Annotated in this window: 17 protein-coding genes and 1 pseudogene; 7 read left to right on the forward strand and 11 right to left on the reverse strand. The window is 66.2% G+C overall.

What is annotated here, in order from left to right; translation table 11 throughout:
• Positions 1-248: 248 nt before the first annotated feature.
• Complete coding sequence (locus BRAO375_RS21205) at positions 249-1,862, forward strand: phosphoenolpyruvate carboxykinase (protein ID WP_009029489.1); 1,614 nt, start codon at positions 249-251, stop codon at positions 1,860-1,862.
• A 250-nt stretch (positions 1,863-2,112) separates the two neighbouring features.
• On the opposite strand, the gene BRAO375_RS21210 is transcribed toward BRAO375_RS21205, so the two are convergent.
• The 3 genes and pseudogenes from BRAO375_RS21210 to BRAO375_RS21220 all read right to left on the reverse strand — a co-directional run bounded on the left by BRAO375_RS21210 (position 2,113) and on the right by BRAO375_RS21220 (position 6,194).
• A complete protein-coding gene (locus tag BRAO375_RS21210; protein ID WP_009029490.1) occupies positions 2,113-2,931 on the reverse strand; it encodes an acyl-CoA thioesterase in 819 nt (272 codons plus the stop codon).
• A gap of 232 nt (positions 2,932-3,163) precedes the next feature.
• A complete protein-coding gene (locus tag BRAO375_RS21215; RefSeq protein WP_009029491.1) occupies positions 3,164-5,671 on the reverse strand; it encodes a glycogen/starch/alpha-glucan phosphorylase in 2,508 nt (835 codons plus the stop codon).
• 220 nt (positions 5,672-5,891) lie between these two features.
• Positions 5,892-6,194, reverse strand: a pseudogene (locus tag BRAO375_RS21220) (GIY-YIG nuclease family protein).
• 179 nt (positions 6,195-6,373) lie between these two features.
• Here BRAO375_RS21220 and BRAO375_RS21225 point away from each other — a divergent pair.
• Positions 6,374-6,805: a hypothetical protein gene (locus tag BRAO375_RS21225; RefSeq protein WP_009029493.1), complete on the forward strand. Its 432-nt coding sequence runs from the start codon at positions 6,374-6,376 to the stop codon at positions 6,803-6,805.
• Positions 6,806-6,929: 124 nt separating this feature from the next.
• Here the strand turns inward: BRAO375_RS21225 and BRAO375_RS21230 are convergent, their stop codons facing one another.
• Both BRAO375_RS21230 and pyrE read right to left on the reverse strand, forming a co-directional pair.
• A complete protein-coding gene (locus BRAO375_RS21230; protein ID WP_009029494.1) occupies positions 6,930-7,748 on the reverse strand; it encodes a DUF2865 domain-containing protein in 819 nt (272 codons plus the stop codon).
• A gap of 184 nt (positions 7,749-7,932) precedes the next feature.
• Complete coding sequence (gene pyrE / locus BRAO375_RS21235; RefSeq protein WP_009029495.1) at positions 7,933-8,490, reverse strand: orotate phosphoribosyltransferase; 558 nt, start codon at positions 8,488-8,490, stop codon at positions 7,933-7,935.
• A 192-nt stretch (positions 8,491-8,682) separates the two neighbouring features.
• Between pyrE and BRAO375_RS21240 the strand changes: the two genes are divergently transcribed.
• Positions 8,683-9,309: a glutathione S-transferase family protein gene (locus BRAO375_RS21240; RefSeq protein WP_009029496.1), complete on the forward strand. Its 627-nt coding sequence runs from the start codon at positions 8,683-8,685 to the stop codon at positions 9,307-9,309.
• A gap of 190 nt (positions 9,310-9,499) precedes the next feature.
• On the opposite strand, the gene BRAO375_RS21245 is transcribed toward BRAO375_RS21240, so the two are convergent.
• The 4 genes from BRAO375_RS21245 to BRAO375_RS21260 all read right to left on the reverse strand — a co-directional run bounded on the left by BRAO375_RS21245 (position 9,500) and on the right by BRAO375_RS21260 (position 16,252).
• On the reverse strand, positions 9,500-10,135 hold the full coding sequence (locus tag BRAO375_RS21245) for a LysE family translocator (RefSeq protein WP_009029497.1): 636 nt from the start codon (positions 10,133-10,135) through the stop codon (positions 9,500-9,502).
• A gap of 84 nt (positions 10,136-10,219) precedes the next feature.
• Positions 10,220-11,419, reverse strand: a complete 1,200-nt coding sequence (locus tag BRAO375_RS21250; protein WP_009029498.1) for a glycosyltransferase family 87 protein — start codon at positions 11,417-11,419, stop codon at positions 10,220-10,222.
• Positions 11,420-11,884: 465 nt separating this feature from the next.
• Positions 11,885-14,917, reverse strand: a complete 3,033-nt coding sequence (gene polA, locus BRAO375_RS21255) for a DNA polymerase I (RefSeq protein WP_035641577.1) — start codon at positions 14,915-14,917, stop codon at positions 11,885-11,887.
• Positions 14,918-15,199: 282 nt separating this feature from the next.
• Entirely contained in the window at positions 15,200-16,252 is a 1,053-nt protein-coding gene (locus BRAO375_RS21260; RefSeq protein WP_009029500.1) for an acyltransferase family protein, read from the reverse strand.
• Between the two features lie 151 nt (positions 16,253-16,403).
• Between BRAO375_RS21260 and BRAO375_RS21265 the strand changes: the two genes are divergently transcribed.
• The 4 genes from BRAO375_RS21265 (at position 16,404) to BRAO375_RS21280 (ending at position 22,667) form a co-directional block, all read left to right on the forward strand.
• Positions 16,404-17,723 (forward strand): UDP-glucose dehydrogenase family protein, encoded by a 1,320-nt coding sequence (locus BRAO375_RS21265; protein WP_009029501.1) that lies wholly within the window; start codon positions 16,404-16,406, stop codon positions 17,721-17,723.
• 118 nt (positions 17,724-17,841) lie between these two features.
• Positions 17,842-20,316, forward strand: a complete 2,475-nt coding sequence (gene hrpB, locus BRAO375_RS21270) for an ATP-dependent helicase HrpB (RefSeq protein WP_009029502.1) — start codon at positions 17,842-17,844, stop codon at positions 20,314-20,316.
• Positions 20,317-20,476: 160 nt separating this feature from the next.
• Positions 20,477-20,977, forward strand: coding sequence for a TIGR02281 family clan AA aspartic protease (locus tag BRAO375_RS21275; RefSeq protein ID WP_009029503.1), 501 nt, complete (start codon positions 20,477-20,479; stop codon positions 20,975-20,977).
• A gap of 190 nt (positions 20,978-21,167) precedes the next feature.
• The gene (locus BRAO375_RS21280) at positions 21,168-22,667 is read left to right on the forward strand and encodes a phosphomannomutase/phosphoglucomutase (protein ID WP_009029504.1); all 1,500 of its coding nucleotides are present in this window, start codon (positions 21,168-21,170) and stop codon (positions 22,665-22,667) included.
• A 62-nt stretch (positions 22,668-22,729) separates the two neighbouring features.
• Here BRAO375_RS21280 and BRAO375_RS21285 read toward each other — a convergent pair whose 3' ends face one another.
• Together BRAO375_RS21285 and BRAO375_RS21290 are read right to left on the reverse strand one after the other, a co-directional pair.
• Positions 22,730-24,196 (reverse strand): methyl-accepting chemotaxis protein, encoded by a 1,467-nt coding sequence (locus BRAO375_RS21285; protein WP_009029505.1) that lies wholly within the window; start codon positions 24,194-24,196, stop codon positions 22,730-22,732.
• 24 nt (positions 24,197-24,220) lie between these two features.
• A complete protein-coding gene (locus BRAO375_RS21290; RefSeq protein WP_009029506.1) occupies positions 24,221-24,499 on the reverse strand; it encodes a hypothetical protein in 279 nt (92 codons plus the stop codon).
• Positions 24,500-24,558 lie beyond the last annotated feature (59 nt).

The following is a 24,558-nucleotide window of genomic DNA, read 5'->3' on the forward strand; positions in this document are numbered from 1 at the left end:
TTGCGCTGCAGCATGCTTCCGTCCGGCATAAAATCTGCTCCGCGGATGAGCATCGGCGCGCGGAAAATGAGCTACGTGCATCAAGCTGTTGGCACTAACCAATTCGATCGGATCGTCTTGGCAAGACCAGCGTTGATCAGTATTAGGTCGGCGACCGCGCTTTGGTAAGGCGATGTAAACGGTAACGGTCACCGCGCGCTGCGCCACGAATTTCGCGCAACTGATGCGGGCTCTCAGGAGGGATCTTCGTGCAAGAGACGGGTATTCGCAACGGTGCCTTCGGTGCCGACAAGTTCGGCTTAAAGAACCTCAAGCAGGTGCATTGGAATCTCGGCGCGCCCCAGCTCTATCAGTATTCGCTGGCGGCCGGCGAGGCCACGCTGTCTGCCGACGGAGCGCTGTGCGCGGATACGGGCGAGTTCACCGGCCGCAGCCCGAAGGACAAGTTCACCGTGCGCGACGCCTCCACCGAGAAGATGTGGTGGGCGGGCAATCAGTCGATCACGGCGGAGCAGTTCGAGGCGCTTTATCAGGACTTCCTCAAGCACGCCGAAGGCAAGACGCTGTTCGCGCAGGACCTGTATGGCGGCGCTGATCCGGCGTTCCGCATCAAGACGCGCGTGTTCACCGAGCTGGCCTGGCACTCGCTGTTCATCCGCACGCTTCTCATCCGCCCCGAGAAGATCGAGCTCGACACCTTCGTGCCGGAGCTCACGATCATCGACATGCCGAGCTTCCGCGCCGATCCGATGCGGCACGGCGTGCGCTCGCAGAACGTGGTCGCGATCGATTTCTCGCGCAAGATCGTCCTGATCGGCGGGTCCTATTATGCCGGCGAGATGAAGAAGAGCGTGTTCACGACGCTCAACTACTACCTGCCCGCGCGCGGCGTGATGCCGATGCACTGCTCGGCCAATGTCGGCCCGAACGGCGACACCGCGATCTTCTTCGGCCTGTCCGGCACCGGCAAGACAACGCTGTCGGCCGATCCGAACCGCACGCTGATCGGCGACGACGAGCACGGCTGGGGCCCGTCCGGCGTGTTCAACTTCGAGGGCGGCTGCTACGCCAAGTGCATCAAGCTCTCGCAGGAGGCCGAGCCGCAGATCTTCGCCGCGTCCAACCGCTTCGGCGCCGTGCTCGAGAACGTCGTGCTCGACGAGGATAGCCACGTTCCGGATTTCGACGACGGCTCGAAGACCGAGAACACCCGCTCCGCCTATCCGCTCGACTACATCCCGAACGCCTCGCGCACCGGCCGCGCGCCGCATCCCAAGAACGTCGTGATGCTCGCCGCCGACGCCTTCGGCGTGCTGCCGCCGATCGCAAAGCTGTCGCCGGCGCAGGCGATGTATCACTTCCTGTCCGGCTACACCGCCAAGGTCGCCGGCACCGAGCGCGGCCTCGGCAACGAGCCGCAGCCGGAGTTCTCGACCTGCTTCGGCTCGCCGTTCCTGCCGCTCGATCCGTCCGTGTACGGCAACATGCTGCGGCAGCTGATCGCCGACCACAATGTCGACTGCTGGCTGGTCAACACCGGCTGGACTGGTGGCAAGTACGGCACCGGCTCGCGCATGCCGATCAAGGTGACCCGTGCGCTGCTGACGGCCGCGCTCGACGGTAGCTTGCGCAACGTCGAGTTCCGCACCGACAAGTATTTCGGCTTCGCGGTCCCGACCGCGCTGCCGGGCGTGCCGAGCGAGATCCTCGATCCGGTCAACACCTGGAAGGACAAGGCCGAGTTCGACAAGACCGCCCGCGCGCTGGTCGGCATGTTCCAGAAGAACTTCGCCAAGTTCGAAGCCCAGGTCGACGCCGACGTCCGCGCCGCCGCGCCCGACGTGAAGCTGGCGGCGGAGTAATCCGCAAGTGATACCCGGGCCAGCCGCATTGCGGCTGGCCCTCTATTTTTGTTGCGCATTGATCGTGTATGAGAGCGGCGAGCTCAAGCCCCACCCATCGCCGTCGTCCCGGCGAACGCCGGGACCCATAACCACAGGACGGAGTGGTTGAGGCGGGCAGGTAGCTCCAGCCTTCGCCAAACTTGGGACGGTGGCTATGGGTCCCGGCTCAAGGCCGGGACGACACCGTATGCTGAGCGCCGTCTAGGTATCACGCCTTGAAATACGCGATCTGCGTCGTCGTCGCGAGCAGCCGCCCTGACGGCGACCACAGTTCGCCGTGCTGGTCCTGATAGCTGCGGTTGAACACCTTCGCATCGGCCGTGGCCAACACATGCGTGATGTCCTCGGCCGCGAGCTCCTCGCGGCTGACATGGAAGTAGGTCGTCAGCGACACCGTGCCGAACGGGATCAGCTCGCCGCGGACATGGAAGGCGCGGCCGAAGAAGGCATCCGACATCGACAGCAGCGACAGACAGTCGAGCTTGCGCGGCTTGCGATCGGAGATCCACAGCCGTGAATAGGCGCTGCGCGGCTCGTCCGAGCGGCTGCCGAAGTCCGGACGCCCTTCCACGAAGCGAAAATCGTACTGTTTGGTCCAGGACATTCCCGCATCGGGATAGCGCTTGACCTGATCGAACGGCGGCGCATCGGGCTTGGCGGCCGGCTGGTGCGACCAGGATGGCCGGCGCTCGGCGAAGACAGCGGTCGCCAAGGTCGCGGCATCGGCATCGCCCTGGCTCAGCTCGACGCACCAATGCTGCGACGAGCGGTTGGCCCTCACCAGCCGCACGTCGAGATCGAACGGCCCCTCCGCAATCGGCGCGCAGTAGTTCACGGTGACCGCTAGCGGATCCCCTGCGATCTGCGGATGCCCGATCAGCGCGCGCAACACGGTGGCCGCCGTGACCCCGCCGAACGGCCCGACGAAGGCCCAGTAGTCCGGGCTGGTCCTGCCCTGCCAGCGGCTGTCGCCGGCGGTGACGCGGGTGGCCTCGTCGAACAGATGCGTGGTCGGCGTGTCGGTCATGCGTTGCTCCTGACAATGATCGTATGATAACCGTCAGGTGAAAGGCAATCGCAGGCGCCGGCAACGACGTCACGCATTAGCCCAAAGAGCTCTCGCGACGAGCAACTGTTCGAGTTCGTTACTCCGTCATGCCCGGGCTCGTCCCGGGCATCCACGCGGTTCCCAGGATGCCGAGCGACGTGGATGGCCGGGACAAGCCCGGCCATGACGACGCAACTACGTTATCCGCGCCTCACGCCCGCTGCGCATGCGGCAGCACCGCCACCGGGCCGACCGGCACGTTCCAGATGTCGTCGGCATATTCGCGGATGGTGCGGTCGGACGAGAACCACGCCATGCGCGCGACGTTGAGGATCGAGGCGCGGGTCCAGGCCGGCGTCGTCTGCCAGCGCGCGTCGACGCCGCGCTGGGCCTCGTAGTACGAATCGAAATCGGCCGACACCATGTAGTGATCGAGATGGCGCAGCGCATGCGCGATCGGCTCGAACCGGCCGGGTTCGCCGGGCGAGAACAGGCCGGACGCGATCGCGTCGATGGCGCGGGCCAGCCGCGGCGAACGGCGGATCACGTCGGTCGCGTCCAGGCCCTGCTGGCGGCGCAGCATGACGTCGCCGGCTTCCATGCCGAAGATCGCGATGTTGTCGGCGCCGACATTGTCGCGGATCTCGATATTGGCGCCATCCAGCGTGCCGATGGTGATCGCGCCGTTCAGCGCCAGCTTCATGTTGCCGGTGCCGGACGCCTCCATGCCGGCGGTCGAGATCTGCTCGGAGAGATCTGCGGCGGGAATGATCGTCTCGGCCAGGCTCACATTGTAGTCGGCCATGAACACGACCTTGAGCTTGCCGCCGATCGCCTGATCGTTGTTGACGACCTCTGCGACGTCGTTGATCAGCTTGATGATCAGCTTGGCGTAGCGATAGCTCGCCGCCGCCTTGCCGGCGAAGATCTTCACCCGCGGCACCCAGTTGCCTTGCGGGTCGTCCTTGATGTCCAGATACAGCGCCACCGCCTCGAGGATGTTGAGCAGCTGCCGCTTGTATTCGTGGATACGCTTGATCTGCACGTCGAACAGCGCGCTGGGATCGAGCCGCACGTTCATGCGCTCGCCGATCAGCCGCGCCAGCTGCACCTTGTTGTGGTGCTTCACGGCGCGGAACTTCTGGTGGAAGCCCGAATCCGCGACGTAGCTCTCCAGGCTGGTCAACAGCGTGGGATCGTCGACGATGGCGTCGCCGCAGGCCTCGCGGAGCAGATTCGTCAGCTTCGGATTGGCCAGCGTCAGCCAGCGCCGGAAGGTGATGCCGTTGGTCTTGTTGGTGATGCGGCCGGGATAGAGATGGTTGAGATCGTGGAACACGGTCTCCTTCATCAGGTCCGAATGCATCGCCGAGACACCGTTGATGCGGTGCGAGCCGACGAAGGCGAGCTGGCCCATGCGGACGCGGCGGCCGCTCTTCTCGTCGATCAGGGACACCGAGGCGCGGTAGTCGATATCACCCGGCGCGCGCTGCTCGGCGAGCGCGAGATGCTGCGCGTTGATGCGGTAGATGATCTCGAGATGCCGCGGCAACAGCCGCTCGAACAATTCGACCGGCCAGGTCTCCAGCGCCTCCGGCAGCAGCGTGTGGTTGGTGTAGGACAAGGTCGCGACGGTGATCTTCCAGGCCTCGTCCCAGCGGAAATTGTGCAGGTCGACGAGGATGCGCATCAGCTCGGCCACCGCGAGCGAGGGATGCGTGTCGTTGAGCTGCACCGCGGCCTTCTGCGCAAGACTGCGCAATTGTCCGTCGGAGCCGAGATGCCGCTTGACGAGATCCTGCAGCGACGCCGAGACGAAGAAATATTCCTGCCGCAGCCGCAATTCGCGGCCGGCCGGGCTCTCGTCGTTCGGGTAGAGGAACTTGCAGATCGCCTCCGCGCGCGCTTCTTCCGCCGAGGCGCCGAGATAGTCGCCGGAGTTGAACACGTCGAGCTTGAGCGGATCGGGCGAGCGCGCCGACCACAGCCGCAGCGCATTCACGTGCTGGCCGCGCCAGCCGACGATCGGCGTGTCATAGGCCACCGCCTGCACGGTTTCGCCGGGATGCCAAATGGCGCGGTCGCGGCCCTTGTCGTCGACATGCTCGACGCCGCCGCCGAAATGGACGTGATAGACCACCTCGGGGCGCTGGAATTCCCAGGGGTTGCCGAACGACAGCCAGACGTCGGGATATTCGTGCTGCCAGCCGTCGACGATGACCTGGCGGAACAGGCCGAAATCATAGCGGATGCCGTAGCCGATCGCCGGGATCTGCAACGTCGACATGCTCTCCATGAAGCACGCCGCCAGCCGCCCCAGGCCGCCATTGCCGAGCGCGGCGTCCGGCTCGCATTTGCGCAGATCCATCAGGCCGACGCCGAGATCGCCGAGCGCGGTCTCGAACACCTTCATCAGGCCCATGTTGTTGAGCGCGTCGGTGAACAGACGGCCGATCAGGAATTCGAGGCTGAGATAATAGACGCGCTTGCGGCCGGCGTCGTAGCTCTCCTTGTCCGCCGTCAGCCAGCGATGCACGATGCGGTCGCGCAGGGTCAGGGCTGCTGCGTGATACCAGTCCTGCTGCGTCGCCTGGCTCGCCTCCTTGCCGATGGTGAGGCGGAGCTTGGCCAGGATGTCGCTCTTGATCTCGGCGACGGCCAATTCGTCGACGGGCTGGCCGGTGCTTACGAAGCTGCGCTGGGACGGCTGATCTGTCACCTTGAAACCTGTGATGCTACGAGGAACCGGTAAAAGCATACGATGGTTGCGCGCGGTCCGAAACCCGGGGAAAGGCTGGTCCGCACAGCAAGGTGAGGGAAAAAGATGCAAAAACGGGGCCGGAGTTCCGCAGTGGGAACGCGGCTGGCCGATACATCGGTGCGTGAGAGGACCGAAGAACTCTCCTCCTCGTCATCCCGGCGAAAGCCGGGATCCAGACTCACCGGCCAAAGATGAGGCCCGACAGGTCACTCCAATCGGGGATTATCCTTCTCGATCAGCTCGACCTTCCAATCGCGATGCCAATTCTTGAGCTGCTTCTCGCGGGCGATCGCCTCCAGCGGCTTGCAAAGCGCTCAACATGAACGAGCCGAAAAACCTTGTACCTGCTGACGAACTTGGAGCCCCGCCCGGCCCGGTGGTCTTCGAGGCGCTTTCTGACGTCGTTGGTCACGCCGATGTACAGCGTACCGTAGTGGCCGCTGGCGAGGATGTAGACCGTCCATGCAGCCTCGACGCTCATCGGTCCGTGCCAACCAATTGACTTCGGTGGGTATGGGTCCCGGCTCGGGGGCCGGGACGACGACAATTGACTTCCTTTTTCAATCAGAACAAATTAAGAACAATTTAGCAAGCGATCGTTTATCCTCGTTGCGATTCGATCCGCTCACACCCGGCATCAGTGCATCACGTGAGGACTCCATGTCCAACACCGCCTTCGATCCCCTGGCCCTGACCCGCATTGCCGATTTTGCGCGCACCTTGACGCGGCTGCACAAGACGGCCCGCCGCCGCGCCGTGGACGACGACCAGATCGACCGCGCGTTCAACGCCGTCTGCATGTCGGTCTGGGGCTACACCACCGATGACATCTCCGACGAGCTGTTCTCGGCCACCGACCACACCTTCCTGGACGGCCTGGATGAGGCGCGGGCGCGCATTTTCGCCGCCGAGCAGGGCTACGATCTGGTCGACGACGAAGGCATGCTGACCGACTGGTGGGGCTTCTGCTGGATGATCCTGGCCGAGAAGCGCGGCCTGCTGACGCCGGACAACCGCGCCGCCGCGCGCGCGGCCATCGAGGAAAAATATCTCGAAGCGCCGAACGTCATCGGCGTCATCGTGGGCCGCTAACGCCGTCCTCCGTCATTGCGAGCGAAGAAGCAATCCAGGGCGACACAAGGACTCAGGATTTACTTCCGCATTCGCACTTCGCGTTTCGGCGGATAAATCGCTGCTCGCAGTGACGAGTCCGGGCTCAATCCACATCCGCGCGCTTGGCGCGGCCCGTGCCCGGCTTCGGCGCAATCGTCATCGGCGGCGCGACGCTGACATTGCCGGCATTGGTCTCCGGCGGCATCGCGGCGAGCGCGTCGGCGGCCAGCATTTCGGCGCGCACCGGCGCGACCTTCATCTCGCTCAGCTTGGCCTTCATGTCCGAGTTCATCCCGGGGTAGGAGGCGATCGGCTTGAAATCGGCCGGCTGGCCGCCGCTGCCGCGCGTCCCCGAATAGGCGACGAGGCCGTCGCTGGTGGCGACCACGTCGCCGGGCCGCAGCGAGGTGTCGAGCGACAGGTCGACCGGCGCCAGCCCGGCGGGATCACGGCCGTTGCAGGTGCAGTCGGCGCGCAGCGCCTGGCGATAGGCGAACGCGGTTTCGCTGTCGGCATAGCGCTCGCCATTGGCTGAGGTCGCGTAGTCGATGTTGGAGCCGAAATACACCTTGGTCGGGCTCGCCGGGCAGAACGCCTGGCACATCTGCACCGGCGAGGCGAGGCCGCGCGTCAGCGGGAAATAGCGCCCATCGCAGGTGCGCACGCAGAACGCAGCGCCCGATCCGCTCGACGCGGCCCGCGGCTGCGGCGGGCCTTGCGGAGTGGTGCCGAACGGATCGGCGAAGAAGCCGCCCTGCGCCGGCCGCTGGGCTTGCGGCTTGTTGAAGCCGCCGAACAGGAAATCGAACAGGCCCTGGGCCGATGCCATCTGCGGCGCCAGCGCGCCGGCGGCGACGAGGCCGACGGCGCCAGCGACAGCGACGCGGCGGAAGATCAGCCGAAACGACAACACGCTACGCAACGCCCGCTCCCACGCACCAAGGATCACCGCAAGCCCGCTCCGGACGCTGGAGGTCCGGATCGCGTCGATCATGTACGACCGAATGGGCCATGCCCCCAGGGCATGGCGCCGTCAGCTTTGCAGTAACCTTAACGAGCGTTGGTAAATGAGCCGTGTGCGCCGGCGCAGAAAGGCGGCCCTGACGTTAGAGGAATTCGCGCGCCTTGTAGAGGGCGCGGAACGGCAGGCCGGCGGCCGCGAAGGCTTCGGCGGCGCCTTCCTCGCGGTCGACCATGGTGAACACCAGCGACACCTCGGCGCCGGCCTCGCGCAACGTCTCGACCGCCTTCATCGCGGAGCCGCCCGTCGTGGTGACGTCCTCGACCACGACAATGCGTTTTCCGGCCAGGGTCTCGTCCCGCGTCAGGCCCTCGATGGCGAGCCTGGCGCCATGCTCCTTCGGCTTCTTGCGCACGAAGAACGCCGCGATCGGGTGGCCCTTGATCCACGAGATCTGCGCGATCGCGCCGGCCAGCGGCACCGCGCCCATCTCCAGCCCGCCGATATAGTCGTAGCCGTCGTCCTTCAGCGCCTCATAGGTGAGCTCGGCGAGCAGAGTGGCGCCCTCCGGGTCCATCATGGTCGGCTTGAGGTTGAAATAGAAATCGCTCTTGCGGCCCGAGGCCAGCGTGACCTCGCCACGGCCGAACGAGCGCCTGCGGATGATCTCGAGGAGGCGGGCGCGGGAGGCGGATTTGGACACGGCGTTTTCCCTTAAGGGGTCGGTTCTTGAAAGGGTGGCTTCTCGGGAGGCGCAATCTATCGGGCCCGGACGCCGGAGACCAGCGGCCACGACGTCCCATCAACAACGGTACGTTTGGAGCGATGCGCAGTTTCGAGCTAATGAAGCCTGTGCCCGGCAACGACGATCGGGCAAACCATCGGAAGGACGCCCATGACGATCGAGCTGCACACCTGGAACACCCCCAACGGCCGCAAGATCTCGGTGGCGCTGGAGGAGATGGGGCTGCCCTATCGCGTCATTCCGGTCGACATCACCAAGGGCGCCCAGATGGCCCCGGAGTTCCTGGCGATCAGCCCGAACAACAAGATCCCGGCGATCGTCGATCCCGAGGGCCCCGAGGGCAAGCCGGTCAGCGTGTTCGAATCGGGCGCCATCCTGCTCTATCTCGGCGAGAAGACCGGCCAGTTCCTGCCGAAATCGCTGGCGGAGCGCATTCCGGTCTATGAATGGCTGATGTGGCAGATGGGCGGCTTCGGCCCGATGCCCGGCCAGGTGCATCATTTCATCGCGCTGACCAACGAGCAGGACCGCGCCTACGGCCTGAAGCGCTACATGGCCGAGACGGTCCGGCTCTATGGCGTGCTCGACCGCCGCCTGGCGCAGCACGACTTCGTCGCCGGCGATCTCTCGATCGCCGACTTCGCCATCCTCGGCTGGGCCTGGCGCCACCCCCGCCACAAGGTCGATCTCGCCGACTTCCCCCACGTCAAGCGCTGGTACGACGCGCTGATGGCCCGTCCCGCGGTGAAGCGCGGCATGGAGGCGAAGCTGGACTGAGGGCGGGGCGTCCGGCCGGTCTCGAGCCCAACCCTCATGGTGGCGCGCAGCGCCGTCTCGAACCATGAGGCCCCCAATCCGACTCCCGGTGCCAGTGCGGGCCTCCCCCTTCGAGACGCCCGCCTGCGGCGGGCCCCTCTGGGCGAGGGTTGAGAGGCGTGCATGAGCTGATGACACAGATCCGGAGTGGCTAGCCCCGCCGCGCCTCCAGCGCCATGCGCACCGCGAGGCCGGCGAGCACCGTGCCCATCAGATAGCGCTGCACCAAGGTCCAGGTCGGCCGCGCTGCGAGGAACAGCGCGATCGATCCCGCGGCCATCGCAATGACGGCGTTGATGCTGACGCTGATCACGATCTGGATCGCGCCGAGCACCACCGACTGCGTCAACACGCTGCCGACGGCGGGATCGATGAACTGCGGCAGCAGCGCGAGATACAGCATCGCGATCTTCGGGTTCAAAAGGTTGGTGACGAGCCCCATCAGGAACAGCCTGCGCGGACTGTCGATGGCGAGCTTCCGCACCTGGAAGGGCGAGCGTCCGCCGGGCTTCATCGCTTGCCACGCCAGATACAGCAGGTAGGTCGCGCCAGCGAGGCGCAGCGCGTCGTAGGCGAACGGCACGGCGAACAGCAGCGCGGTGATGCCGAACGCCGCCGCAAGCATGTAGACGACGAAGCCCAAGGCGACGCCGCCGAGCGAGACCAGGCCCGCGGCGTGGCCCTGCGTGATCGAGCGCGAGATCAGATAGATCATGTTCGGCCCGGGCGTGAGCACCATGCCGAGCGAGACGAGGGCGAAAGCGAGCAGGGATGAAGTGGCGGGCATGACCGGCGCGATGATGGTGATCTCCTCCGCCTGCTTAGCGCAGCCGATCGCCGATCGTCATCCGGTCAATTGCACCGAGAGCAATCAACCCGCGGCGGGCGGCGCCACGTTCAATGCGGGCGCGCTCCGGCTTGAGCGGTCGAACACGCCGGCGATGCTCAGCACCAGCAGCACCAGCAGGAACGCTGCGGCCAATGGCAGGGAGTGCGCGATCATGGCGAGCAGGCAAGCCCCCAGCGTGATCACGAGGCCGATCTCCAACACCGCGATCGGCGCGCCGGCCTCGAGCCGTGCCTTCCAATGGATCGCGATCCCGGCCGCCACCATCGGCATGTCGTAGATCATTGCATAGGGCGTGACGACGATGCTGCCGACCGCGACCAAGGCGATCGCCCGGTCGGTCATGCCGCGCCGCCAAGATTCCCAGACCATCACGATGACCGAGCAAGACAATATCAGCTGGATCACGGAGCCGACCGGCGGCGGCGCGCCGAGCGCGTGCAGGCCCGCGATGACCGTCGGCATCATGTGATCGAGGCTCGTCTGGTTGGCCTGCAGCTGCGCCTGATACTCCGGAAATCTCACGATCCATTGCAGCCAGATCCATGGATCGAGCGCAGCGCTCGTGACGATCACGACGATCATCGTCGTGGCGATCGCGGACAGGATGGCGCGCCAGTTGCGCGAGGCCAGCAGCACGACCGGCATCAGCAGCACGAATTGCGGCTTGTAGGCGAGCAGGCCGAGCAGGACGCCGGCGATGACGGGATGGTTCGCGAGCAGCCGCAGTCCACCGATCAGCAGCGCCGCAGACAGAAAGCCGTTCTGGCCGGTGATCGCGTTGATCAGCGTCGTCGGCGCCGCGAGCAGCGCGAGACCGGTCAGTGAGCGCCAGTCGCGACCGAGCGCCGCGACGCCATAGAGCACGAAGCTAACGGAGATCCAGCAGACATAGGCCACCGGCAGCGCCAGCATGCCCAGAGGAATCAGCACCAGCAGGAAGGTCGGCGGATAGGGATAGGGAAAGCCGCCGCCGTCCAGTGCCGGATCCAGCGTCTGCTGGTAGCGCGCGAGCGCAACGGGATCATAGATGCCGGCGCCGGACAGCGCGGCATATTTGCCGAACGACCACAGCCCGAAGAAGTCGCCGAATGCCGGCTGCGGCGAGGACAGCGCCCAGCCGATGAGATAGGCGCCGTTGTAGAGCGCCAGCGAGATCAGCATGATCAGGATCGCGCGTCGCTCGCGGGTCTGGGAGGCAACTGCGGGTGAGATCGCGGTCATTGGACTCTTCGGAGCCAGGGTGGTCGGCGCCATCTGCGCAATGCTGGCATGAGGATGATCGGTGCCGTCACGTGATCGCTCGCCTGCGGAATTCCCGCGGATCATGGCCTGGGCCGGCTGCACGTCGTGTTACCGGGCGCCGGTCCGATCACACGCGATCTCATCGTGCCTAACGAAGGGTGAAGTCGCCTCGGCCCGGGTCCGGGTGTCGTGTTTGGACCGTGAGTGCGTCATCTCGCTCCACTGTCGTCCCGGACCAGCCGTGGCGCGCGCCAGCGCGACGCGGCGCCGATCCGGGACCCATACGCCGCAGCGGTCGTGTCGGGCGAAAGGCCAATGGCCAGCGCGCCTCAAACTGCTCCCTGGGGGTATGGGCCCGGCATGCGCCGGGACGACGGAAGTGGTTGGCGATGCGGCCGGGCGTCCACCAACAGTCAATAACGCAGGAAGGACCGTGTCATCAGCTCAATGCGCCTCGTCCCAATTGTCGGCGGCGCGGGCGTCGACGTGCAGCGGGACCGACAGCAGCACGGCCGGGAAGGGGGCGTCCTGCATCACATGCTGCACGACAGGCAGGGTTGCGGCGACCTCGTCCTCCGGAACCTCGAAGATCAGCTCGTCATGCACCTGCAGCAGCATCTGAGCCGAGAGCTTCTTCGCAGCCAGCGCCTCCTCCACGCGCGTCATCGCGCGGCGGATGATGTCGGCGGCCGTCCCCTGCAGTCGCGCGTTAATCGCGGCGCGCTCGTTGAAGGCGCGCACCGAGGCGTTGGACGCCTTGATCTCCGGGTAATGGCACTTGCGGCCGAACAGGGTGACGACATAGCCGTTCTTGCGGCAGAACTCCTTGGTCGCATCCATGTAGTCGCGAATGCCCGGGAAGCGCTCGAAGTAGCGCTTGATGTAGGCCGAGGCTTCCTCGCGGGCGATGCCGAGCTGGTTGGCGAGGCCGAAGGCGGAGATGCCGTAGATGATGCCGAAATTGATCGCCTTGGCACGACGGCGCACCTCGCTCGGCATGTCCTTGATCGGCACGCCGAACATTTCCGAGGCCGTCATTGCGTGAATGTCGAGGCCGTCCTTGAACGCCTGCTTCAGCACCGGGATGTCGGCGATCTCCGCCAGCAGCCGCAGCTCGATCTGCGAATAGTCGGCCGACACCAGCTTGTGTCCCGGCGTCGCGATGAAGGCGCGGCGGATCTTGCGGCCGTCCTCGGTGCGCACCGGGATGTTCTGCAGGTTCGGCTCGTTCGACGACAGCCGGCCGGTGGTGGTTGCCGCCAGCGCGTAGGTGGTGTGCACACGATGCGTCTGCGGATTGACGTAGGTCGGCAGCGCGTCGGTGTAGGTCGATTTCAGCTTCGACACCTGGCGCCATTCCAGGATCTTGCGCGCGAAATCGTTGCCCTGCTCGGCGAGGTCGTCGAGGATGGAGGCGGAAGTCGACCAGGCGCCGGTCTTGGTCTTGGTGCCGCCGGACAGTCCCATCTTGCCGAACAGGATATCGCCGATCTGCTTGGGGCTGCCGACATTGATCGGTTCGCCGGCGAGCTCCTGCAGCTCGGCCTCGACCCGCGCCGCGGTCTGGGCGAAATCGCCGGAGAGACGCGACAGCACCTGGCGGTCGATCGAGATGCCGCGCCGCTCCATGCGCGCGAGCACCGACACCAGCGGCCGCTCCAGCGTCTCGTAGACCGCCGTCATGTGCTCGGCCGTGAGGCGCGGCTTCAGCACGCGCCAGACCCGATGGATGACATCGGCTGCTTCCGCTGCATGCGCGGTGGCACGGTCGATCGCGACCTGCTCGAAGGTCAGCTTGTTCTTGCCGCTGCCGATCAGCTCGCTTTCGCTGACGACGGCATGCGCCAGCACGTGCTCGGCCAGCGAGTCCAGCTTGTGCGAGCCGCGGCCGGCGTCCAGCGCGTAGCTCATCAGCAGGATGTCGTCGACGTTCTGGAGGGTGATGCCATGCTGCGCCAGCAACACGGCCATGAACTTGATGTTGTAGCCGATCTTCAGCAGTCCGGCCGATTCCAAGATCGGCTTCAGCGCCGCGAGCGCGTCGCTTTCCTTGATCTGGCCCGGCGCGAGCCCGGCATCGAACAGGCCGCCGCCGTCGCCGGCTTGCCGGTGCGCCAGCGGGATGTAGCAGGCCTCGTTCGGGGCCAGCGCCAGCGACAGGCCACAGAGGCTCGCCTGCATCGGGTCGATCGAGCTGGCCTTGACCTCGATGGTCACCCGGCCGAAGTCGTGCACGCGGGCGAGCCACGCGTTCAGCTCCGGCAGGCTGCCCAGCGTCTGATACTTGTCACGATCGATGCGCGCGCTCTTCGCCGCCTCCGCCCGGGTCTCGGCAAGGTTCGCGGGCGTGCCCTTGCCCATCGCCGATTTGTCGATGCGCGGATCACCGCTGCGTGGAGCGGCGGCTGGCTTGCTGGGTGCACTCCCTCCCCCGCTTGCGGGGGAGGGCGGGGTGGGGGCCGCGGCCGGGCTCGCCCCGCTCTTCAACTGCGCATCCGCCGTCACGTCAGCCGGATCGATCTGCGAATACTCCGCGACGCGCCGCGTCAGCGTCGAGAATTCCATCGCCTTGAGGAACGCGATCAGCTTGCGCGGATCTGGCTCGTGCACGGCGAGGTCGTCGAGCGGCACCTCGAGTTCGACCTTGTCGTCGAGCAGCACCAGCCGGCGCGAGATCCGCGCCTTCTCGGCGTTCTCGATCAGCGCCTCGCGCCGCTTCGGCTGCTTGATCTCGGGCGCGCGGGTCAGCAGGCTTTCGAGGTCGCCGTAATCCGTGATCAGCTGCGCGGCCGTCTTGATGCCGATACCGGGAACGCCCGGCACGTTGTCGGTGGAATCGCCGGCCAGCGCCTGCACCTCGACCACCTTCTCCGGCGGCACGCCGAATTTCTCGATCACCTCGGCGATGCCGATGCGGCGATCCTTCATGGTGTCGTACATCGTGACGCAGTCGTTGACGAGCTGCATCAGGTCCTTGTCGGAGGACACGATGGTGGTGGTGGCGCCGCGCTCGCAGGCGAGCCGCGCATAGGTCGCGATCAGGTCGTCCGCCTCGAAGCCGGACTGCTCGAGGCAGGGCAGGTCGAAGGCGCGGACCGCCTCGCGGATCAGCGCGAATTGCGGGATCAGGTCGTCCGGCGCCGGCGGCCGGTGCGCCTTGTAGTCGGCGTAGATCTTGTTGCGGAACGTCACCTCCGACTTGTCGAACACGATCGCCAGATGCGTCGGGCGGTCGGTCTCGGGCATGTCGCGGAGGAGCTTCCACAGCATGTTGCAGAAGCCGAGCACGGCATTGACGTTCAAGCCGTCGGACTTGCGGTTCAGCGGCGGCAGCGCGTGATAGGCGCGGAAGATGTAGGACGAGCCGTCGACCAGGAACACATGGTCACCTTTGGCCGCGCTCTTCGCCAAATTCTTGGCGGCGGCAGGCGCAGGAGGGGCGGGCGTGACGGCGGCTTTCTGGGGAGCTTTGGGCATGGCCGCAATGTAGGGAATTTGGCCGGGATTGACACCCTCGGATTGGTAGAATCCGGCGCGTTCCCCACGCAAATCGATGGCCGTCTTGTCCCAAGCCGGCGCCACATTTTCCGCCGTCATCCCGGGCAAGCCCCGACGGCGCGAAGCGCCAGCGGGGCGCCGACCCGGGATCCATACTCCGCAGCGGTGATGAGGCGGCAGGCTGAAGCCACAGCGTGCCTCAAACGGGAGACGGTGTTTATGGGTCCCGGGTCTACGCCCGGGACGACACCAAGGGCGGGGCTACTCGGCGGGCTGCAAGGCAGGGCGCCGCTTCGGCGGCGCGATCCAGAATGCGATCGGGCGTTCGAACAGGAAGCGGGCGCCGAGGCGCAGCGCGAGGCGCCAGATCGCGAGCGCGCCGAGCACGCCGGCGATCGTCACCAGCAGCGAGATCGCTCCGATGTCGCCGATCACCCCCGTCTTCAGCAGCAATGTGCGCGTCGCGGCCATCGGCAGGAAGAAGGCAAGGTAGATCACGATCGAATGCTCGCCGCAGAACCGCAGGACGTTGAGGACCCGCGCGCGTGCGAGCAGCGTGCCGGCAATGATGATGGCGACCGCGCCAGCATAGCCGAGCATCAGCGAGATCACCGGCCACTCGCTGACGCCGAGATTGACGAGACCCTGATTGATCACCGCCCAGGTCAGCAGGCCGACGATGGCGAGCAGCGGCTGCGCCCGCGCACGGTCCGACAACGCGAAGATGGCATTCGCGAACAGATAGCCGGAGTAGATGTAAACGAAGCGGGCGCAGAACTCGTCGATCACGGTCCAGCCGGTCGTAATGTGCGACATCTCGAGGCCGGCGGCGACGCCCCAGATCACCGGCGCCGGCAGCTTTCGTGTCAGCTTGATGACGACGAAGAAGATCGGCAGCAGATAGATGAACCACAGCGTGCCGAACGGCTCGATGAAGGATTCCAGATACAGATAGCCGGCATGCGGCCAGCCCCCCGAGGCGGCGAAGCCGGGGGCCTTGAAGCCGAACTGTATCGTCACCCACAGCACGTAGAAATAGGCGAAGTGCACGACCTTGCGGTCGAGATAGGTGCGCCAGTCGCGATCGATCACCAGCGGCAGGAACAGGCCGGAGATCAGGAAGAAGTCCGGCATCCGGAACGGTTTTGCAAAGGCGACGACGGCATGCATGAAGCCGGTCTCGCCGGCCGCGAGCTCGACGCCGAGCACCGAGTGCATCATCACGACCATGATGATGCAGATGCCCTTGGCGTAGTCCACCCAGTCGATGCGCGCCTCGGTTCCGGCCGGCTTCGGCGTACCATTCGCGGTCATGCTGTCCCTCTCTGGCGCGGAGCTGCCGCATTATCGGGCAGAGCCGTTAATACTCCTTCTTGTCATTCAATCGTCATGCCGTTTTCTAAATTCCCCTCCGACCGCAAATGGTCTAATACGCGGAAATATTAACCTTGAAGGATGGGTTTCGATGCGAATTGCGATGATCGGCACGGGCTATGTGGGGCTGGTGTCCGGGGCGTGTTTTGCCGATTTCGGCCACCAGGTGACCTGCGTGGACAAGGACGACAGCAAGATCGCCGCGCTTCATCGTGGAGAAATCCCGATCTTCGAGCCTGGGCTGGACGCGCTGGTCGCGACCAACGTCAAGGCCAAGCGGCTCGACTTCACCACCGATCTCAAGCAGCCGGTCGCCGAGGCCGATGCCGTCTTCATCGCCGTCGGCACGCCGTCGCGACGCGGCGACGGTCATGCCGACCTCACCTATGTCTATGCCGCCGCGCGCGAGATCGCAGCTTCCCTCACCGGCTTTACCGTCGTCGTGACCAAGTCGACCGTGCCGGTCGGCACCGGCGACGAGGTCGAGCGCATCATCCGCGAGACCAACCCCTCGGCCGATGTCGTGGTCGCCTCCAATCCGGAGTTCCTGCGTGAAGGCGCGGCGATCCGTGACTTCAAATGGCCTGATCGTATCGTGGTCGGCACCGACGATGAGCGCGGGCGCAAGGTGCTCGGCGACATCTATCGTCCGCTGTCGCTGAACCAGGCGCCGATCATGTACACGGCGCGGCGTACGGCGGAGCTGATCAAGTACGCGGCGAACGCGTTCCTCGCCACCAAGATCACCTTCATCAACGAGGTCGCCGATCTCGCCGAGAAGGTCGGCGCGGACGTGCAGGAGGTCGCGCGCGGCATCGGCCTCGACAACCGCATCGGCTCCAAGTTCCTGCATGCCGGCCCGGGCTTCGGCGGCTCGTGCTTCCCGAAGGACACCCGCGCGCTGATCAAGATCGCGCAGGACTACGACACCCAGCTGCGCATCGTTGAATCGGTGCTGGCGGTCAACGACAACCGCAAGCGCGCGATGGCGCGCAAGGTGGCGCACGCCGTCGGCGGCAATCTGCGCGGCAAGACGGTGGCGGTGCTCGGCCTCACCTTCAAGCCGGAGACCGACGACATGCGCGAGGCGCCGTCGATCCCGCTGGTGACCGGCCTGCTCGACATGGGCGCCAAGGTGCGCGCGCATGATCCGGTGGGCATCGAGCAGGCCAAGAAGGAGCTGCCTGAGATCGCCTATTACGAGGACCCCTATGAGTGCGCGACCGGCGCCGACGCGATCGTGCTGGTGACGGAGTGGGTGCAGTATCGCGCAATGGATCTCGACCGCCTCAAGGAGGTGATGGCCAGTCCCGTCGTCGTCGACCTGCGCAACGTCTACCGTCCCGACGAGATGGCCGCCCACGGCTTCGTCTACGAGAGCGTCGGCCGTCCCGCGGTGAAGGGCGCGTAATGCGGGATGATTGTCATACCCCGCGAAGGCGGGGTATCCAGTACGCCCGGTCGTCGTGATCGTCGACGTCTGTGTGTACTGGATCGTCCGCCTACGCGGACGATGACAGGTTCTGCCATTGCCCCTGCGCTTCGACACGCCGCTGCCCATCGATGCCGCGCTGGACGAATTGTCCGGCACGCTCGCGCGCAGCAACACGGCGGTGCTGGTGGCGCCGCCCGGCGCCGGCAAGACCACGCGGGTGCCGCTGGCGCTGCGCGACGCGCCGTGGGTCGGGGACAAGAAGATCATCGTACTGGAGCCGCGCCGCATCGCGGCCCGCGCCAGCGCCGAACGGATGGCGAAATCGCTCGGCGAGCGCGCTGGCGAGACGGTCGGCTACCGCGTCCGTTTCGGCTCGAAGGTGTCGCGCGCGACCCGCATCGAGGTCGTCACCGAAGGCATCTTCACGCGGCAGATCCTCGATGACCCCGAGCTCACCGGCGTCGCGGCCGTGCTGTTCGACGAATTCCACGAGCGCTCGCTCGACGCCGACCTTGGCCTTGCCTTGGCGCGCGATGCGCAGCAGGGGCTGCGCGAGGATCTCCGCATCCTCGTGATGTCGGCGACGCTCGACGGCGCCCGCGTCGCCAGCCTGCTCGGGGATGCGCCGGTGGTCGAAAGCGAGGGCCGGGCTTATCCGGTCGAGACCCGCTATGTCGGCCGCAAGCCGGATGCACCGGTCGAGCGGCAGATGGCAGAGACCATCGCGGCCGCGCTGCGCGCCGATGCCGGCTCTGTGCTGGCGTTCCTGCCGGGGGCCGCCGAGATCCGGCGCACCCAGACCATGCTGGCCGAGCGCGTCCACGACGCCGCGATCGAGATCGTGCCGCTGTTCGGCGCGCTCGATGCCGCGGTCCAGGACCGCGCCATCTCGCCGGCGCCCAAGGGCCACCGCAAGGTGGTGCTGGCGACCTCGATCGCCGAGACCTCGCTGACCATCGAGGGCGTGCGCATCGTGGTGGATTCCGGGCTGGCGCGCGTCCCGCGTTACGAGCCGGATATCGGCCTGACCCGGCTGGAGACGGTGCGGGCCTCGCGCGCCGCCGTCGACCAGCGCCGCGGCCGCGCCGGCCGCACCGAGCCGGGCGTCTGCTACCGGCTATGGGACGAGCCGCAGACCGCCTCGCTCGCGGCCTACACGCAGCCGGAGATGCTCAGCGCCGACCTGTCCTCGCTGGTGCTCGACCTCGCGCAATGGGGCGTCAGCGATCCCGCCAGCTTGAGCTTCCTCGACCCGCCGCCGCAGCCGGCCTGGAAGGAGGCGCGCGATCTGCTGAACGAGCTCGGCGCGCTCGATGCCGACGGCCGCCTGACCGACGAGGGCCGGCGGCTGCGGGCGCTGGCGCTGCCGCCGCGGTTGGCGCGCATGATCGTGGACGCCGCTGATTACGGAGCGGCGGGGCAGGCGGCCGACATCGCCGCCATCCTGACCGAGCGCGGGCTTGGTGGAGACAGCGTCGATCTCGAGGTCCGACTCGATCAGTTCCGCCGCGATCGCTCGCCGCGGGCGCAGAGCGCGCGTGACCTGGCGCGGCGCTGGGCGCAGCAGGTCAGCACTGCGTCATCGTCGCAAGAGGCAGGCGATCTGACCACAGGGCTGATGCTCGCTTTCGCATTTCCCGACCGTGTCGCGCGCAACCGCGGCAATGGCAGCTTCGTGCTGGCCAATGGTCGCGGCGCCGCCGTCGAGCCGACGTCGTCGCTGGCGCGCGTATCCTATATCGCCGTCGGCGAGCTGACCGGTACGGCGGCCAGCGGCCGCATCCTGCTGGCCGCGCCTCTCGCGATCGAGGACATCGAGCGCCACTTCGCCGCGCACATCGAAGCGAAGGACGAGGTCAGCTTCGACAAGGATGCAATGGCGCTGCGGGCGCGCCGCCGGCGCAGGCTGCACGCGATCACCATGGCCGACGCGCCGGTTGCGCTGACGCCGTCTGAAGCGACCGCGCGCATCTTCGCGGAAGGCATCTGCGCCGCCGGTCTCCATCGGCTGCCGTGGTCGAAGGCCGCCAAGCAATGGCGCGACCGGGTGACTTTCCTGCGCAAGGCTGAAGGCGACAGCTGGCCCGACCTGTCGGACAGCGGCCTGGCCGAGCGGCGCGAGGATTGGCTGGTGCCCCTGCTGGCGGACAAGACCTCGCTCAAGGACGTCTCTGCCGGCGATGTCTCGGACGCCGTGATGGCGCTGCTGCCCTGGGACCTCCGCGCCCGGCTCGACAAGGAGGCGCCGACCCATTTCGAGGCCCCGACCGGGACCATGCTGGCGATCGATTACGAGGCCGAGCAGGGGCCGACCATCGCGGTGCGGCTGCAGGAGCTGTTCGGCCTCAACGTCCATCCGTCGATCGCACGCGGGGCGGTGCCGCTGGTGCTGGAGCTGCTGTCGCCGGCGCAGCGGCCGGTGCAGGTGACGCGCGACCTGCCCGGCTTCTGGCGAGGCTCCTATGCTGCCGTCCGCACCGACCTGCGCGGCCGCTATCCGCGGCATCCCTGGCCGGAGGACCCGGCACGGGCAGAGCCGACGCGGCGAGCCAAGCCACGCGGAACGTAGCTGATGCAAATTGTACCGCTTGCGGCGTCATCGTTAACGCTTCGCTCATCGTTTTCGCCAAAATGGCAGCGGCAGCCGTTCCGCTTCAGTCGCCCGTCAGCGGCTTTCATGGTCAAGTCGGCTGCGGGGTCAAGTCGGGCGTTGCGTGATGCGTAACATTATGATTTTCGCGGCCGTTCTCGTCGGCCTCGGCACCTTCATGGCGCAGCTGGCCGATCGCCTGACGCCGGCACCGGCATCCGCCACGACGTCCGTGCGCAGCGCGACCGTCGACACCTCCGCCGCCAGCCAGCGCAGCCTCAGCATCCCGACCGACCGCCGCGGCCATTTCCGCGCCGACGGCCGCATCGACGGCCAGCGCATCAGCTTCATGATCGACACCGGCGCCTCAATGGTCGCGCTCAACGAGAGCTCGGCCGCCCGCTTCGGACTGCGTCCCGCGCGGGGTGACTACACCGCGACCGTGACCACGGCGAACGGCACCGTGAAGGCGGCGCGGGCCAAGCTTGCGATGGTCGAGCTCGGCGAGCTGATCGTGCGCGACGTGGATGCACTCGTGCTGCCGGACGCAGCGCTCTCGGAGAACCTGCTCGGCCTGTCGTTCCTGTCCAAGCTGAAGCGCTTCGCCTATGCCAACGGCCAGATGGTGCTGGAGCAATAGGCCGCGGCACGCCCGCATCTTGGCTCGGATACTGACGGCCCCCATATACCGGCAAATCTTGCGATCGGGCGGGCGGCGCGGTCCTGCCTGATTGTTGCCTGCATTCATCGGCCTTCTGCCATTGTCATCTGACGTCGTGCGCTCCACGACTGCGTTCTTCCATTGATGTGATTTCCCGAGGCCTCTCCTGATGTTTCCCAAGCCCAAGCCCGTCCTGGTTCCCAATACCTACGCCTTTGAATCCGAGCCGATGGTGAAGCCGACGGGCTTCCGCGAATATGACGCGCGCTGGCTGTTCAACAAGGAAATCAACCTGATGGGGGTGCAGGCGCTCGGCATGGGGCTGGGCGCGCTGATCGCGGAGCGCGGCGTCAGCCGAGAGATCGTCACTGGCCATGATTTCCGCGGCTACTCCGCCTCGATCAAATACGCGCTGATCTCGGGGCTGATGGCCGCCGGCTGCAAGGTGCACGACATCGGCCTCGCGGTCACGCCGATGGCTTATTTCGCGCAGTTCGATCTCGACGTGCCCTGCGTCGCAATGGTGACCGCCTCGCACAACGACAATGGCTGGACCGGGGTCAAGATGGGCGCCAACCGGCCGCTGACCTTCGGTCCCGAGGAAATGACCCGGCTGAAGGAGATCGTGCTCAACGCCGAGTTCAAGAATGCCGGCGGCGGCTCCTATCAGTTCCACGAGAATTTCCCGGCGCGCTACATCGCCGATCTCACCAACCGGCCCAAGCTGAAGCGCAGGCTCAAGGTCGTGGCGGCCTGCGGCAACGGCACGGCTGGCGCCTTCGCACCGCAGGTGCTGGAGGCGATCGGCTGCGAGGTGATCCCGCTCGACACCGAGCTCGATCACACCTTCCCGAAATACAATCCGAATCCCGAAGACATGGAGATGCTCCACGCCATCCGCGATGCCGTGCTCGCGCACAAGGCCGATGTCGGCCTTGGCTTCGACGGTGACGGCGACCGCTGCGGCGTGGTCGACAACACCGGCGAGGAGATCTTCGCCGACAAGGTCGGCGTGATGCTGGCGCGCGACATGTCGGCGATCCACAAGGATGCGCAGTTCGTCGTTGACGTGAAGTCGACGGGCCTGTTCATGACCGATCCAGTGCTGCAGGCGCAGGGCGCGAAGACCGAATATTGGAAGACGGGTCATTCCTACATGAAGCGCCGGACCAACGAGCTCGGCGCGCTCGCCGGCTTCGAGAAGTCAGGCCACTTCTTCTTCAACAAACCGTTCGGCCGCGGCTATGACGACGGTCTCGTCTCGGCGATCGCGATCTGCGAAATGCTCGACCGCGCGCCCGGGAAATCGATGGCGGGCCTCAAGGAGGCGCTGCCCAAGACCTGGTCGTCGCCGACGATGTCGCCGCATTGTGGCGACGAGGTCAAATACGGCGTTGTCGACGCGGTGGTGAAGCACTTCCAGGCGCTGCAGCAGCAGTGCGGCAAGGTGGCCGGCCAGCCGATCCGCGATCTCGTCACGGTCAACGGCGTTCGCGTCACGGTGGAGGACGGCAGCTGGGGGCTGGTGCGGGCGTCGTCGAACAAGCCCGAGCTCGTCGTCGTGGTCGAAAGCCCGGTGTCGGAGCGGCGCATGCACGACATGTTCGAGGCCGTCAACGTCGTGCTGCGGACGCATCCCGAGGTTGGCGCCTACAACCAGACCATTTGAGGCATCCAGGCGAGCATGCCTTGTCGCGGCATGCTCGCGCTGAGCGCGAGAGTTGCAGCGAGCTAGGCGGCCCGCAGCGACCTCAGGAACTGATCGACCTCGGATTTGAGCCGGGCCGATTGCGAGGACAGACCGTTCGCCGAGTCCACCAGCCGGGAGGCCGCGCTACCGGTCTCCTCGGAGGCCTGCGTCACGCTGCCCATGCTCTGGCTGACCAGTCGCGTGCCTTCCGAGGCCTGCTGCACATTGCCGGAGATCTCTCCGGTGGCGAGGCCCTGCTGTTCCACTGCGGTGGCGATCTCCTTGGAGATCCCGTCGATCTCGGCGATCGTCCCGCCGATCATCTGGATGGCGCTGACGGCGTCTCCCGTGGCGCTCTGGATGCTCTGCACCTGGCTGGAAATTTCCTCGGTGGCCTTCGCGGTCTGATTGGCCAGCGCCTTCACTTCGCTCGCGACGACGGCGAAGCCCTTGCCGTGCTCGCCGGCGCGCGCGGCCTCGATCGTGGCGTTCAGCGCCAGCAAATTGGTCTGGCTGGCGATCGTCTGGATCAGCGTCACCACCTCGCCGATCTTCTGCGTACCCGCAGCGAGGCTTTCGACCACGCTGTTGGTGCGGCGCGCCTCCTCGGCGGCCTTCGCGGCGATCTCCGCCGAGCGGGTCACCTGCTGCGAAATGCTGCCGATGGAGGCCGTCAGCTCTTCGGTCGCAGCCGCCACCGTCTCGACATTGGTCGAGGCCTGCTGCGAGGCGTGGGCCGCCGCCGATGTCTGGCGTGAGGCTTCGGCGCTGTTCCGGCTCATCAGGGATGACAGGTTCTGCACCTCGTTCGCCGCGACCGCCACCGCCTCGACGATGCTGCCGATCTTGCGCTCGAAGCCTTCCGCGAGCTCGCGCCGGGCGACATCGCTCTGCTGCTTGACGCGCTGCTCGGCCTCGATCCGCTCGGCATTGGCGCGCGCTTCGGCTGCCATCGCCGCACTGGCTTCGGCTGTCTTGCGGGTCGTCGTCTCGAACAGTTGCGTCAGCTTCAACGCGAGGGCGACCAGGACGCCGGCCTCGATCAGGAGGATGACGGCGTGCAGCACCACGCGGCCGAAATCAGCGCCGCCCGGGTAGACCGCGGCGGGAAAGACGAAGTTGAGCACCAGATGGTGAAGCGCGACAGCGACCGTTCCCGCCATGATCGGCCGATAGTCGCAATAGGCGACGAGACAGGCCAATGCCGCGAAGAAATACATGTGCATGTCGATCTGCCAGGCATGACCGGACATCTGGTAGACGAGCACGGAGACGCCGCCCATGAGGGCGACTGCGATGGTGAGCTGCGTCGCCAGTGCATCCCCGGCGCTGCGCCAGGAGAGCGTCGCCGCTGCGGCCAAAACGACCATCATGATGGTCGGCATCATCCAGTCACCGCGCATCAGCCCGATGATGAGCGAGAGCGGAACGTGAATCCACAGCACGGCCAGCAGAAGCTTGCTGGTCGTATTACGGAGAATTGCCAGATCGTCGGTCTCGCCGGTCATTTCCGTCCCCCAATCAAGATTGCTTCATTTTGTAAAGCAGGCGGAGATCGCCTGCGGGTCGATGACGAGCCAGGCTCCGGCCTCGCGCAGCCGCGCCAAGCCATCGTGTTCGCCAGGTCGGACCACCAGCAACGACGAGAAGGTCGTCGTGCGCACGAGAGCCGCATCAGCCGATGCCGCAGCAAGCATTGCCTGCTGCCCGCTCCACCACGGCGGAAAAGCGACGGCCACGATCTCGCGTCCGGGATGCACCTGCAGCGACAGCGCTGCCACACCGATGAAGCTCGCGACCAAGAGCGCCATGGCGTTGAGCCAAGCCCGCGAGGACGAGGGTATGGTAGCACCAGACATCATCACATCTG

It is taken from the genome of Bradyrhizobium sp. ORS 375, from assembly GCF_000239775.1.
Classification (GTDB): Bacteria; Pseudomonadota; Alphaproteobacteria; order Rhizobiales; family Xanthobacteraceae; genus Bradyrhizobium.